This is a genomic window from Gordonia sp. NPDC127522 (assembly GCF_042672305.1).
In the GTDB taxonomy this organism is placed as follows: Bacteria; Actinomycetota; Actinomycetes; order Mycobacteriales; family Mycobacteriaceae; genus Gordonia; species Gordonia hongkongensis.
Window position 1 is genome coordinate 97,103 of sequence record NZ_JBHXVK010000013.1, and the last position, 12,957, is coordinate 110,059.

A 12,957-nucleotide genomic window follows, 5' to 3' on the forward strand; every position below is an offset into this window, starting at 1 on the left:
ACGATTGAAGGAGACGACAGATGATGAACATGTCCCGGCGCGGGTTCCTCGCCGCGTCCGCGACGGCCGCGGCCGGTGCTCTGGTGGCCGCATGCGCCGGAACCTCGGGTGACGGCGGCTCGTCGTCGGGCGACGCCTCGAAGCTGAGCTTCTGGTCGAACCACCCCGGCAAGTCGGTCGAGGTCGAACGAGAACTCATCTCGCGCTTCGAGGCGGCCAACCCGGGCATCACCGTCCAGTTGGTCGACGCCGGCAAGAACTACGAGGAGGCGGCGCAGAAGTTCAACGCCGCGCTGTCCGGCGGTGCCGTGCCCGACATCATGATCTTGTCCGACGTCTGGTGGTTCAACTTCGCGCTCATCGGCGCGATCAGCCCCCTCGACGACCTGTTCGGCCGTGCGAACGTGAACACCGCCGACTACGTGGATTCGCTTGTCGGCGACTACAAGTGGAACAACCAGACGTGGGCATTGCCGTACGCGCGGTCGACCCCGCTGTTCTACTACAACAAAGACGTGTGGCGCCGGGCCGGCCTGCCCGACCGCGGCCCGCAGACCTGGGACGAGTTCGACGACTGGGGCCCGCGGATCCAGACCGTGGTCGGCGGCGACAAGCGCGCGCACGGCTGGGGCAACGCGACCGACTACCTCGGATGGACCTTCCAGGGGCCGACCTGGACATTCGGCGGCGCCTACTCGAACGACTGGGAGCTGAAGTTCACCGATCCGAAGACGGTTGCGGCCGCGCAATATCTGAGCGAATCGATCAACACGAAGCGGTACGCGAAGATCTCCAACGACATCGCCGGCGACTTCAGCGCCGGCATCATCGCCTCGACCATCGCCTCGACCGGCGATCTGTCGGGCATCACGGAGAACGCCGCCTTCGACTTCGGTACGGCCTTCCTGCCCGCGCCGCAGGGGGTTTCGGGTTGCCCGACGGGCGGTGCCGGTCTCGCGGTCCCGGCCAAACTGTCCGACGAGCGCAAGGTCAACGCGCTGAAGTTCATCGAGTTCATCACCAACACCGAGAACACCGCCTTCTTCGCGCAGAATGTCGGCTACATGCCGGTGCGGAAATCCGCGCAGGACGACCCGTCGATGGTCGCGTTCCTGGAGAAGAACCCGAACTTCGCCACCGCCATCGAGCAGCTCCCGCGGACACAACCGCAGAACAACGCGCGGGTCTTCGTCCCCGGCGGCGACAAGATCATCGGCACCGGTTACGAGCGCATCGGCCTGCAGAACGCCGATGTCGCCGCGACCCTCGCCGACACCCAGCGCCAGATCGCGCAGATCTACGAGGCGCAGATCGCGCCGAAGCTCCCGTCATGACGGGCCACGTGGCGGGGCCGGTCGTGGGCCGGCGACGAGGGGGCCGGTCGTGGCATCGGTGACCTTCGACGGCGCGACCCGGCGCTTCGCCGACGGCCAGAAACCCGCCGTCGACTCGCTCGATCTGGCCGTCGACGACGGCGAGTTCATGGTCCTCGTCGGACCGTCGGGATGCGGGAAGTCGACGAGTCTGCGGATGGTCGCGGGTCTGGAGTCCGTGGAGTCGGGGGCGATCCTGATCGACGACATCGACGTCGTCGGAAGGGCGCCGAAGGCCAGGGACGTGGCGATGGTCTTCCAGAACTACGCGCTCTACCCGAACATGACGGTCGCCGACAACATGGGATTCGCGCTGCGCAACGCCGGGATGAGCAAGGCGGACACCGCGTCCCGGGTCGGTGAGGTCGCCGAGATGCTGGAACTGACACCGCTTCTCGACCGCAAACCGGCGAAGCTGTCCGGCGGGCAGCGACAGCGGGTCGCGATGGGTCGTGCCATCGTGCGCCGTCCCAAGGTGTTCTGCATGGACGAGCCGTTGTCGAACCTCGACGCCAAGTTGCGGGTGAGCACGCGTGCCCAGATCGCGGCCATGCAACGGGAACTCGGCATCACGACGCTCTACGTGACCCACGACCAGGTCGAGGCGATGACCATGGGGCACCGGGTCGCGGTGCTCGATCACGGTGTGCTGCAACAGGTCGGGAGTCCGCGCGAGATCTACTCGCGGCCCGCGAACCTGTTCGTGGCGTCGTTCATGGGCTCACCGCAGATGTGTCTGATCGACGCCCGGGTGGACGCGGGCATTGTACGCCTCGGCGGTGCCGAGGTCCGGGTTCCGCCGTCGGTGCTGTCGTCGGCGTCCGCTGGCGACGTCGTCATCGGTCTGCGTGCCGAGTCGTGGCAGGTGTCGGCTGCACCGCAGGCCGGGAACCTCACCGCAACGGTCGACCTGGTCGAGGAACTGGGGGCCGAACAGTTCGTCTACTGCAGCGCGGACGTCCGGCTGCGTAGTAGTCGCATCGTCATCCGTGTCGATCATCGCCGGACGATCGAGGTCGGTGACGTGATCGGGCTGACCCCGGAGGTCGACGAGACGTACTGGTTCGATCCGATCAGCGGGGTCGCCCTCGACGACCCACGTCGTCACGACCTCAGCGCGGGACCGAAACCTCTTCGGTGACCGCGACTTCGGACAGGGAGATCCGATCGGGACGGCTGTAGATCACCATCGACTCGCCACGAGAGAAGCCGACGAGCGTGATGCCGAGGTCGTCGGCGGCGTCGGCCGCCAGTGACGACGGCGCGGAGACCGCGCACAGCATCGGGATTCCCGCCATCGCGGCCTTCTGGACGAGTTCGAAGCTCGCGCGGCCGGAGACCTGGAGGACCGTGCCCGACAGGGGCAGACGGTCGGCGAGAACCGCCCACCCGATCACCTTGTCCACGGCGTTGTGCCGACCGACGTCCTCCCGGACGGCGAGCATGCGACCATCCGCGTCGAACAGCGCGGCGGCGTGCAGGCCACCGGTCTTGTCGAAGACGCTCTGTTCGGCGCGCAACCGATCGGGGAGGTCCAGGACCGTCCCGGCGGCCACGGTCATGGTGTCCGCGGCGGGATCGTGGGTCGATGAGGTGTGCACCGCGGCGATGCTGTCCTTGCCGCAGATGCCGCATGCACTCGTGACGGGGTTGGCGCGGACAAGCTCGGAGCCGGGTGGCGGCACATGCGGGGCGAGCGTCGCGTCGATGACGTTGTAGGTGTTGGCGCCCTGCGCGTCGGTGCCCGCGCAGTAACGGGCCGTCGAGTAATCCGCGCCGGTGGTCACCACACCTTCGGAGACCAGGTAACCGGCGGCCAGTTCGAAGTCGTGGCCGGGGGTGCGCATGGTGACCGCGAGCGTGCGCCCGCCGACCCGGATCTCGAGTGGCTCCTCGACGGCGAGCGTGTCGGCACGCTGTGTCGGCTCCGCGCCGCGTCGGATTCGGGTGATGCGGCGGCGTGCGGTGATTCGTCCCACGACCCCGACGATAGTCCCGAGACCGATCCGGCCGGCCGTCTCAGGCGTCGAGGACGAGGGTGACCGGTCCGTCGTTGACGAGATCGACTTCCATGTGCGCGCCGAAGCGGCCCGTGGCGACTGTTGCGCCGAGAGTCCGGAGAGCCTCGACGACCGCCTCGACCAGCGGTTCGGCCACCGGTCCCGGCGCGGCGGCATTCCACGACGGGCGCCGGCCCTTCGCGGTGTTGGCATAGAGCGTGAACTGGCTGATCACCAGGATCGGAGCGTCGAGGTCGGCGGCGGCGCGTTCGGGACCGTCCCCGCCGTCGAAGATCCGCAGGCGCCAGATCTTGTCGGCGAGCCGGACCGCGTGGTCGGTGGTGTCGTCGTGCGTGACCCCCACCAGGGCGACGAGGCCCGCGGCGCCGGGCGGGATGTCGAGCTCGCCGACGACCTCGCCGTCGACGCTCACACTCGCTCGGCTGACGCGCTGGAGAACGGCGCGCATCGATCCTCCGATCTCCGGGTGCGGTGCACGGACGGGGTGTTCAGTCGAGCGCGAACGTGACCGTGACGGTGAAGGTGAGTTCCTGCTGGCCGGGCTCGACCGGTACGGGCGCGGCCGCCACGTCGCGTTCGAAGGTACCGGGCGAGACCGGCTGTTCCTGGCCGCTGGTGCTCTCCTTGATGGTCAGCACGTCGCCGAGCGAGTCCCCGGCGAGACCGGCGTACTGCTGCGCGCGGCCCCGCGCGTCGGTGAACGCGGCTTCGCGCGCCTTCTCGAGGAGCTCCGAGTCGTCGTCGATGGCGAAGGCGACGTTGTTGATGCGCGTGTTGTCCCCACCGGCGGTCGCGGCGGCGCTCAGCACGGTCGACGCCGTCGAGATGTCGCGGATGGTCACGCGGATGGTGTTGGTCGCGGTGTATCCACTGATCTGGCTCGAACCGCCGGGTGCGGGACTCGAATACTGCGGGTTCACCGACACCTGCTGCGTGGCGACGTCCTTGCGCTCCACTCCGGCCGCGACGACCGCGTCGGTGACCGCGGTGACCTTGGCGCTCGTCTCGTTCAGCGCGGTCGTCACATCGGACGCGGTCGCCTCCACGCCGATGTCGGCGCGCAGGGTGTCCGGGGTGCCGCTGACCTGGCCCGACCCGACGACGGTCACCGACCGTGGCTGCCCGCCGGTGTCGGTGCCGCACCCGGCCACCACCAGGACCACGGCGGCGAGCGCCGCGAGGACCGACGTCGCCCGGAGTGCGGGCCGCCGTGTGTCGGCGCCGCGTGCTCTCGTCATCGGTCGACCGGGTCGCGCATCAGCAGGGCCAGCAGCCACCCGACCACCGACACGACGATCGCTCCGAAGATCGCCGACCAGAAGAAGTCGTCGACCTCGAGCCCCCAGTGCGTGGTGTTGCGGGTGATCCACGCGGTGAGCTCGAGCATCAACGCGTTGATGACGATGTGGATCAGACCGAGCGTGAGGATGTAGAAGGGGATCGCGATGATCTGCACGATCGGCTTGATGATCGCGTTCAGAACACCGAAGATCACGGCGACCACCAGGGCGATACCGACCTTCTCGGCGGTCGTCGAACCGCCCACGAAGTCGATGCCCGGCACGATCAGCGTCGCGACCCACAGCGCCACCGCGGTGAGTACGGTGCGGACGAGGAAGGCAAGCATGGCGACAGTGTGCCAGCACCCTCACCTCAACCATCGATCTGATCGCGGCGGAACGTCATCATCGCGCGGATCGCATCGTCCGACGGAGGGGCGTCGGGCTGGAAACGCACGGTGCCCTTCTGCACGTCGAAACCCGCGAGGAACGGCCGCCCGGCGTCGACGGCCTCGGGGCTGAACGGGTACAGCCCGATGTGCTTCTTCGTGCGCATCACCGACAGGAGCGGGCTACCGCGATACGTCAGGGCCGGCATCCCGTAGCCCTTGCCCTGCGCGGTGCCGGGGACCGTGTCGCGGGAGACGTCATAGATCCGGGAGATGACCGCGCGGTCGTCCGGGTCCAGCCCGTCGAGATAGTCGTCGACCGTCCCCACCCGCTTCGGACCTCCTTGCGACGCGCGCACGCATTTGGCCTGGCCTGCCTGTTCGCGTAGCATGGACCGTCGGTGCGCATCGCGCGCCGGGCCTCGGCGTGTCAGCACGTGGGTCCGGTCGGCGCACACCGGGTGCAGGTCCTCGCGGACCGGTGCCCACACCCTAACGGACAAACACTGATTCAACCCGGCCAATGGGCCGCGACATCGCCCAGATGTCGTGGTCACGGCCAGGATCGCGGAGGACATGGCGAAGAAAGACGGGGCCATCGAGGTCGAGGGTCGAGTGATCGAACCCCTGCCCAATGCGATGTTTCGTATTGAGCTGGAGAACGGACACAAGGTTCTCGCCCACATCAGCGGCAAGATGCGGCAGCACTACATCCGCATCCTGCCCGAGGACCGGGTCGTCGTGGAACTCTCGCCCTACGACCTGGCTCGTGGGCGAATCGTGTACCGCTACAAGTAGGACTTTCCCGGCGTCGCCGGGGACAGACTTCCCGGACATCCGTTCGGGAGGAGACCGACACCCACGTGTACGGCCGTTTCGGCGTGCGCGCGGGCGAGCCGAGCAGGAGAGATTGACGTGAAGGTTCAGCCGAGCGTCAAGCCGATCTGCGAGAAGTGCAAGGTGATCCGTCGTAACGGTCGGGTCATGGTGATCTGCGAGAACCTGCGTCACAAGCAGCGTCAGGGCTGATCACGCGCACCCTCCGGGTCGCTTGAGTCAGAACAACTGAAGACCGACAACTGAATACAGAGCAACTGAATACAACAGGACCTCCCAACACCAGCGGCGACAGACGCGTCACCGCCCACCTCCGGATCAGAGGCCGGAGCCCACGAGGCCGGACACACGGTTCGGCACCAGCTCGCGGGACGGACTGGGAGCAGACCTCTGAGAATCGAAAAGGAAATCCGCCACATGGCACGTGTTGCTGGTGTGGATCTCCCCCGCGAGAAGCGGCTGGAGATCGCACTGACCTACATCTACGGAGTTGGGCGCACCACCTCCAAGGAGATCCTCGAGGGAACGGGCCTGAGCCCCGACCTCCGAGCGAAGGATCTCACCGACGCAGACGTCTCGAAGCTGCGTGAGTACATCGAAGCCTCGGTGAAGGTCGAGGGTGACCTCCGTCGCGAGGTGCAGGCCGACATCCGTCGCAAGATCGAGATCGGCTGCTACCAGGGTCTGCGCCACCGTCGTGGCCTGCCCGTTCGTGGACAGCGCACCAAGACCAATGCCCGCACTCGCAAGGGCCCGAAGAAGACCATCGCCGGGAAGAAGAAGTAATGCCTCCGAAGTCACGTAGCGCAGGCCCCAAGAAGGGCACCCGCCGTCGCGATAAGAAGAACGTCCCGCACGGCCACGCACATATCAAGTCGACGTTCAACAACACCATCGTGTCGATCAGCGATCCCAGCGGCAACATCATCAGCTGGGCATCGTCGGGCCACGTCGGTTTCAAGGGCTCGCGCAAGAGCACCCCGTTCGCGGCTCAGCTCGCGGCCGAGAACGCTGCGCGCAAGGCCCAGGAGCACGGCGTCAAGAAGGTCGACGTGTTCGTCAAGGGACCGGGTTCGGGTCGCGAGACCGCCATCCGCTCCCTGCAGGCAGCCGGCCTCGAGGTCGGCACCATTTCCGATGTCACCCCGCAGCCGCACAACGGTTGCCGTCCGCCCAAGCGGCGTCGGGTCTAGCGGGAAAGGGAGGAACAGAGAAACATGGCTCGTTATACCGGCCCCGCAACCAAGAAGTCTCGTCGTCTTCGCGTCGACCTGATCGGTGGAGACGCTGCCTTCGAGCGTCGCCCCTACCCGCCCGGCCAGCACGGCCGCTCGCGGATCAAGGAGAGCGAGTACCTGCTCCAGCTGCAGGAGAAGCAGAAGGCGCGCTTCACCTACGGCGTCCTGGAGAAGCAGTTCCGCCGCTACTACGAAGAGGCGAACCGTCGCACCGGCAAGACCGGTGACGAACTGCTGAAGATCCTCGAGACCCGTCTCGACAACGTGATCTACCGCTCCGGCATCGCGCGTACCCGTCGCCAGGCCCGCCAGCTGGTCAGCCACGGCCACTTCACCGTCAACGGTGTGAAGGTCGACGTGCCCAGCTACCGCGTCAGCCAGTACGACATCATCGATGTCCGCCCGAAGTCGCTGCAGACCGTCCCGTTCCAGATCGCCAAGGAGCTCGTCGGCGATCGTCCGGTTCCGGGTTGGCTCCAGGTCGTGCCGTCGACCCTGCGTGTTCTCGTGCACAGTGTGCCCGAGCGTGCCCAGATCGATGTCCCGCTGACCGAGCAGCTCATCGTCGAGTTCTACTCCAAGTAGTCCTTCGAGCAACACCCGCCCGACAGCAACAGCTGTTCGGTACACCCTCGAGGCCGTCATATAGCGGGCGGCCAAAGGAGAGATCCACAGAATGCTCATCTCACAGCGACCCACCCTCACCGAGGAAGTCCTCGCCGAGAACCGCTCGAAGTTCGTCATCGAGCCGCTCGAGCCGGGCTTCGGCTACACCCTCGGCAACTCGCTGCGTCGTACCCTGCTCAGCTCGATCCCGGGTGCAGCCATCACCAGCATCCGCATCGACGGTGTCCTCCACGAGTTCACCACCGTGGCCGGGGTCAAGGAAGATGTCACCGACATCATCCTGAACCTCAAGGGCCTCGTGGTCAGCTCGGACGAGGACGAGCCGGTCACCATGTACGTGCGCAAGCAGGGTCCGGGCACCGTCACCGGTGCCGACATCGTGCCTCCGGCCGGTGTCACCGTGCACAACCCCGATCTGCACATCGCCACCCTGAACGACAAGGGCAAGCTCGAGATCGAGCTCGTCGTCGAGCGGGGCCGCGGCTACGTCCCGGCCGTGCAGAACAAGGCGTCGGGTGCCGAGATCGGCCGCATCCCGGTCGACTCGATCTACTCGCCGGTGCTCAAGGTGACCTACAAGGTCGAGGCCACCCGTGTCGAACAGCGCACCGACTTCGATCGACTGGTGCTCGATGTGGAGACCAAGAACTCGATCAGTGCGCGTGACGCGCTGGCATCGGCGGGCAAGACCCTGGTGGAGCTGTTCGGGCTCGCCCGGGAGCTCAACGTCGAGGCCGAGGGCATCGAGATCGGGCCGTCGCCGGCCGAGGCCGACCACATCGCGTCGTTCAGCCTGCCGATCGAGGATCTCGAGCTGACCGTTCGTTCCTACAACTGCCTCAAGCGCGAGGGTGTGCACACCGTCGGCGAGCTGGTTGCACGGACCGAGTCGGATCTGCTCGACATCCGCAACTTCGGTCAGAAGTCGATCGACGAGGTCAAGGTCAAGCTGCACGCGCTCGGTCTGTCCCTCAAGGACAGCCCGGCCAGCTTCGATCCGTCGCAGGTCGCTGGTTACGACCCGGCCACCGGCACGTGGTCGGAAGACGCGTCCTTCGACGCCGATTCCGGTGAGGATTTCGCGGAGACCGAGCAGCTGTAGTCGCTACGACGCGGCGGTAGCTGTCACTGCCCAACCCTGACTTCCGCATCGAGTGATGCGGGGTCCTCCTAGGAGAAGACAATGCCCAAGCCCACCAAGGGTGCCCGCCTCGGCGGGTCGGCCAGCCACCAGAAGGCGATGCTGGCGAATCTCGCCACCTCGCTCTTCGAGCACGGCCGCATCACCACCACGGAAGCCAAGGCCAAGCGCCTGCGTCCGTACGCGGAGAAGATCATCACCCACGCCAAGGCCGGCAAGCTGGCCAACCGCCGTGAGGTGCTGAAGGACATCCGTGACAAGGACGTCGTGCACACGCTGTTCGACGAGATCGGCCCGTTCTTCGCCGATCGTCCCGGTGGCTACACCCGCATCATCAAGACGCTGCCGCGCAAGGGCGACAACGCCCCCATGGCCGTGATCGAGCTGGTGCGCGAATCCACCGCGTCGAGCGAGGCCAGCCGCGCGACCCGCGTCGCCGCCTCCAAGAAGGCCGCCGAGGACAAGCTCGACGCCACCGAAGAGGTTGTCGCTGATACCGATTCGGCTGACGCGAACGTGGTGGAGGCCGTCGAGGCCGACGCCACCGATGCCGAGGTCGCCAACGCCGAGGCTGTCGCCGAGGCCGTCGACGACGAGTCCACCGCCGCGACCGCTCCCGATGCCGAGGCAGCCGGAGCCGACGTCGACGGTGAGAAGAAGTAGTCGACTGAGTCGAGAACCGCAGACCGAACCCGTCGGCGCCGATTCCGGTGCCGGCGGGTTCTGTCGTCTCCGCTTCGACATCTCGTACGACGGCACCGACTTCGCCGGATGGGCACGGCAGGTCGGCCAGCGCAGCGTGTGCGAGGAACTCGAGACCAGGTTGTCGACGGTCCTGCGGGTGCCGGTGCGGCTGACCGTGGCGGGGCGCACCGACGCCGGTGTGCACGCCACTGGGCAGGTCGCGCACGCCGAGGTTCCGCGGTCGGTACTGGAGACCCGATCGATCGCCGGCGACCCCGCGACGCTCGTCGGGCGTCTCGCGAAGATGTGTCCCGATGACGTCCGGGTGACGGCCGTGCGCGTCGTCCCGGAGGAGTTCGACGCTCGGTTCTCGGCGCTGCGCCGGCATTACCGCTATCGGTTGACCGATGCACGGTGGGGTGCCGAACCGGTGGTCGCGCGGACGACCGCGACATGGCGTCGGCCGCTCGACGTCGACGCGTTGAACGCGGCATCGTCGGAGTTGCTCGGCCTGAACGACTTCGCGGCGTTCTGCCGTCGGCGGGAGGGTGCGACCACGATCCGGGAATTGCAGCGGTTCTCTTGGACACGGGACGCCGAAGGAGTCCTCGTCGGCGAGGTGAGCGCGGACGCGTTCTGCTGGTCGATGGTGCGGTCGCTGGTCGGCGCGGTCGCGAGTGTGGGCGACGGCAGGCGCGACATCGACTGGTGCCGTGGGCTTCTCGAGGAGCGAACCCGCAGCAGTCAGGTCCCCGTCGCCGAGGCCCGGGGTCTGTGCCTGGTCGGCGTCGACTATCCCGCCGACGACGAACTCGCCGCACGCAACACGGTGACCCGCGACGTGCGCGGGTCGACCGGTTGCTGTGGTGGGTGACCACCCGCCGTCTCGACGGAGACCCCGGAGTTGTTGTGACACAAGGAGGCCCCGGGGACAGATCCCCGGGGCCTCCTCGACCGCAGCCGTCAGTTGCCCAGCTTGAGGCCGTTCTTGTCCCGAACACTGCCGGTCAGCATCATGATGCCGTCGACCAGCGCCCAGATGGCGACACCGAAGATGATGACGAACCCGATCAGGAAGATCGCGGTGATGTAGCCGAGGATCGTCAGGCCGAGTTGGATCGCGCCGGTGGTGTTGTCGCCGATGTAGAAGCGGCCGACGCCCAGGCTGCCCAGGAAGATCTGCAGCAGGCCGGCAACCAGCTTCGACTTGTCGGACAGCGGTTCGCCGGTGGCCGGGTCGCGGCCATAGGGAGCAGTGGGGTCGGGAGCGCCGCCGTAGCCGTAACCGGGCGCCGCGGGATACCCGCCCTGCGGAGCCCCGTACTGCTGGGGTGCGCCGTACTGCTGCGGTGCCCCGAACTGCTGGCCACCGTACTGCTGGTCACCGTACTGCTGGGGTGCCCCGTACTGCTGGTTCCCGTATTGCTGGTCGCCGTATTGCTGGTCGCCGTATTGCTGGCTCCCGTACTGCTGGTCGCCATACTGAGGATTGCCGACGCCGGGCTGCGAGGGCCCCGCGGTGCCGAACTCCGAACCCACCGGCTGCTGGCCGGGGTCGGTGCCGTACGACGGCGAGGCGTCGGCCGGTGGCTGCTTGACGAACGGGTCGTGGGGCTTGTCGCCCGGGTTGTCTGGTGTGGTCATCGGGTGGTCCTCCTCGTGACTGGATGGAGCGGCGTGCTCATCTCGAACGTGCGGGCGGCTCAGGCGACGGTAGCCAGTTCGCGTGCGTAGTACACGCGACCGGACACATCGCTCATCGTCCAGGGCGACGTGGCGGGGATGTTGGTGACGTGCATCGCGCCGCCCGCGCCCCGGACCGGTACCTGGATGAAGCCCGTTGTGCGCCGTTCTTTCATCAGCAAGAACAGCAGACTCAGAAAGCAGATCAGAAAGAACCCGACGAGCGCCAGCACCAGGCCCGTCTGCGACATCTGTTCGGAGGACACGGACATGTCGGTGACCTCCCACTGCGAACCCGCGAGCGGGAACGTGCCCGACGGCGTGATCACGTAGTGCTGGGTGCACGTGATGTCACCGATGACCACGAGCGACGGCTCGGGTAATGCTGCGGCACCCGCGTCGAAGAACGGCCCGGGCGGCGCGTAACCCATGCCGGGGCCCGGGAATTGGGCGGGAGCGGGCACGAAGCCGGGACTGGAGTCGTAGGCGTTCGGCTGATGGGGCAACGGACGGGTGCCGTCATTGCCATTCCCCGGGTACGTCATCCCGCAATGGTGGCATACGCGTGTGTGTTTCGGGTCAGGTGGCGTTGCGCTCGTCTCCGAAGGCCTCGAGCACCTCGTCGACGGTCTCGTCGTCGCCGACGAACTGCTCCGGATGGGCGCCCTCGGACATCAGATGCCGCCAGTTGAGCGGGTCGAATTCCACCGGCGCGTGGCGCGCGATGAAGTCGATGACGATCCGGCAGAACCGTTCGGGGTCGTCGTGGAACGGGAAATGTCCTGAGCCGGAGAAGGTCTCGAACTCCGAGTGTGGGATCGCCGAGTGCGCCAGTTCGCCGTGGTGATGGGGGATCACGATGTCCCGGTCGCCCCACACGAGCAGGACCGGCAGGCGCTCGGTGAGGTAGCAGCGGTCGAGCATCGTGACGGACTGCCCGCGCCAGTCGACGACGGCGCGCAGGGTGCGGAGGAAGGCGGCCGACGCGGTGGGGTCGGCGAGCCCACCGAGGACCCGCATGAGGTCCTCGTGGTCGGCGAGTAGATGTTCGGGCGTGGCCGAGGACGGGAACAGGGGCGGCACCGGCGCGGCGACGATCGCTTTCGCGAGCGTCGTGAGACCAGGGATCACGCCGGGGACGCGGAGTACCGACAGCACCTGCGGGACGACGGGCAGCGAGAACAACCGCAGGGCGGGGTTGACGTCGCGGGTGACCCCGCCGGCCGCGACCAGCACCAGGCGCTCGACGAAGCGCGGGAACTGATAGCAGAACTGCATCGCGACGCCGCCGCCCAGGGAGTGGCCGACGACCGTCACCTTGCTGATCCCCAGGACGACGAGGAGGTCGCGCATGCCGTTGGCGAAGGCCGGCACCGAGTAGTCGGCGCGTGGCTTGTCCGATTCCCCGTGGCCGAGCAGGTCGGGTGCGATGACGGTGTAGTGCTGCGCGAGGATCGGGATGACCTCGTCCCACGTCGACGAGTTGTCACCGATGCCGTGGATGAGCAGCAGCGCCGGACCGCTGCCGGCGATCCGGTAGGCGCGCCGGTAGCCGTGGATGGTGTGGTACTCGATGCGGACGTCGGTGTCGGAGACCGGACGCAGCGTCGGACCGGACGTCGTGGTCGGGGACGGATCCCGGTGCTTGGTGGGCACTGTCTCTCCCCTCGGTGTCGCTCGGGCG

General features: G+C 67.3%; 18 protein-coding genes. 10 read left to right on the top strand and 8 right to left on the bottom strand.

Annotation, left to right across the window (positions count from 1 at the left end; translation table 11 throughout):
• The first annotated feature begins 20 nt into the window (after positions 1-20).
• Positions 21-1,334: an ABC transporter substrate-binding protein gene (locus ACFVHY_RS18310; protein WP_390274411.1), complete on the top strand. Its 1,314-nt coding sequence runs from the start codon at positions 21-23 to the stop codon at positions 1,332-1,334.
• Between the two features lie 49 nt (positions 1,335-1,383).
• Positions 1,384-2,514, top strand: coding sequence for an ABC transporter ATP-binding protein (locus ACFVHY_RS18315; protein WP_390274413.1), 1,131 nt, complete (start codon positions 1,384-1,386; stop codon positions 2,512-2,514).
• On the opposite strand, the gene fdhD is transcribed toward ACFVHY_RS18315, so the two are convergent.
• From fdhD to ACFVHY_RS18340, 5 genes are read right to left on the bottom strand one after another with little or no spacing between them, the layout of a single operon-like run.
• Positions 2,486-3,352, bottom strand: coding sequence for a formate dehydrogenase accessory sulfurtransferase FdhD (gene fdhD / locus ACFVHY_RS18320; protein ID WP_390274416.1), 867 nt, complete (start codon positions 3,350-3,352; stop codon positions 2,486-2,488). The two genes, ACFVHY_RS18315 and fdhD, sit on opposite strands and share 29 nt — an antisense overlap.
• Before the next feature lie 40 nt (positions 3,353-3,392).
• Positions 3,393-3,842 (bottom strand): D-aminoacyl-tRNA deacylase, encoded by a 450-nt coding sequence (dtd, locus tag ACFVHY_RS18325; protein ID WP_390274419.1) that lies wholly within the window; start codon positions 3,840-3,842, stop codon positions 3,393-3,395.
• A 40-nt stretch (positions 3,843-3,882) separates the two neighbouring features.
• Positions 3,883-4,632 (bottom strand): SIMPL domain-containing protein, encoded by a 750-nt coding sequence (locus ACFVHY_RS18330; protein ID WP_390274422.1) that lies wholly within the window; start codon positions 4,630-4,632, stop codon positions 3,883-3,885.
• Complete coding sequence (locus ACFVHY_RS18335; protein ID WP_058251965.1) at positions 4,629-5,021, bottom strand: phage holin family protein; 393 nt, start codon at positions 5,019-5,021, stop codon at positions 4,629-4,631. Before ACFVHY_RS18335 ends, ACFVHY_RS18330 begins: the two co-directional genes overlap by 4 nt.
• Positions 5,022-5,047: 26 nt before the next feature.
• A complete protein-coding gene (locus ACFVHY_RS18340; RefSeq protein ID WP_390274424.1) occupies positions 5,048-5,455 on the bottom strand; it encodes an iron chaperone in 408 nt (135 codons plus the stop codon).
• A 184-nt stretch (positions 5,456-5,639) separates the two neighbouring features.
• On the opposite strand from ACFVHY_RS18340, the gene infA reads away from it, so the two are divergent.
• The 8 genes from infA (at position 5,640) to truA (ending at position 10,464) form a co-directional block, all read left to right on the top strand.
• Positions 5,640-5,861 carry a translation initiation factor IF-1 gene (infA, locus tag ACFVHY_RS18345; protein ID WP_004023539.1) on the top strand — a complete coding sequence of 74 codons (222 nt, stop codon included), beginning with the start codon at positions 5,640-5,642 and terminating at the stop codon, positions 5,859-5,861.
• A 117-nt stretch (positions 5,862-5,978) separates the two neighbouring features.
• Entirely contained in the window at positions 5,979-6,092 is a 114-nt protein-coding gene (gene rpmJ, locus ACFVHY_RS18350) for a 50S ribosomal protein L36 (protein WP_005207978.1), read from the top strand.
• Positions 6,093-6,317: 225 nt separating this feature from the next.
• Positions 6,318-6,686 carry a 30S ribosomal protein S13 gene (rpsM, locus tag ACFVHY_RS18355; RefSeq protein WP_004023537.1) on the top strand — a complete coding sequence of 123 codons (369 nt, stop codon included), beginning with the start codon at positions 6,318-6,320 and terminating at the stop codon, positions 6,684-6,686.
• On the top strand, positions 6,686-7,093 hold the full coding sequence (gene rpsK / locus ACFVHY_RS18360) for a 30S ribosomal protein S11 (protein WP_004023536.1): 408 nt from the start codon (positions 6,686-6,688) through the stop codon (positions 7,091-7,093). The genes rpsM and rpsK overlap by 1 nt, the downstream gene beginning before the upstream one ends.
• A 24-nt stretch (positions 7,094-7,117) precedes the next feature.
• Positions 7,118-7,723 carry a 30S ribosomal protein S4 gene (gene rpsD, locus ACFVHY_RS18365; protein WP_058251964.1) on the top strand — a complete coding sequence of 202 codons (606 nt, stop codon included), beginning with the start codon at positions 7,118-7,120 and terminating at the stop codon, positions 7,721-7,723.
• Positions 7,724-7,814: 91 nt separating this feature from the next.
• Positions 7,815-8,867 carry a DNA-directed RNA polymerase subunit alpha gene (locus ACFVHY_RS18370; RefSeq protein WP_058251963.1) on the top strand — a complete coding sequence of 351 codons (1,053 nt, stop codon included), beginning with the start codon at positions 7,815-7,817 and terminating at the stop codon, positions 8,865-8,867.
• A gap of 81 nt (positions 8,868-8,948) precedes the next feature.
• Positions 8,949-9,569 (top strand): 50S ribosomal protein L17, encoded by a 621-nt coding sequence (gene rplQ, locus ACFVHY_RS18375; RefSeq protein WP_065631830.1) that lies wholly within the window; start codon positions 8,949-8,951, stop codon positions 9,567-9,569.
• Entirely contained in the window at positions 9,526-10,464 is a 939-nt protein-coding gene (gene truA / locus ACFVHY_RS18380) for a tRNA pseudouridine(38-40) synthase TruA (RefSeq protein WP_390274430.1), read from the top strand. Before rplQ ends, truA begins: the two co-directional genes overlap by 44 nt.
• 89 nt (positions 10,465-10,553) lie before the next feature.
• Here truA and ACFVHY_RS18385 read toward each other — a convergent pair whose 3' ends face one another.
• From ACFVHY_RS18385 to ACFVHY_RS18395, 3 genes are read right to left on the bottom strand one after another with little or no spacing between them, the layout of a single operon-like run.
• Positions 10,554-11,234 carry an NINE protein gene (locus ACFVHY_RS18385; protein WP_390274432.1) on the bottom strand — a complete coding sequence of 227 codons (681 nt, stop codon included), beginning with the start codon at positions 11,232-11,234 and terminating at the stop codon, positions 10,554-10,556.
• Positions 11,235-11,293: 59 nt separating this feature from the next.
• On the bottom strand, positions 11,294-11,818 hold the full coding sequence (locus ACFVHY_RS18390) for a hypothetical protein (RefSeq protein WP_390274434.1): 525 nt from the start codon (positions 11,816-11,818) through the stop codon (positions 11,294-11,296).
• Between the two features lie 34 nt (positions 11,819-11,852).
• Positions 11,853-12,929 carry an alpha/beta fold hydrolase gene (locus ACFVHY_RS18395; protein WP_065631833.1) on the bottom strand — a complete coding sequence of 359 codons (1,077 nt, stop codon included), beginning with the start codon at positions 12,927-12,929 and terminating at the stop codon, positions 11,853-11,855.
• Positions 12,930-12,957: the final 28 nt, after the last annotated feature.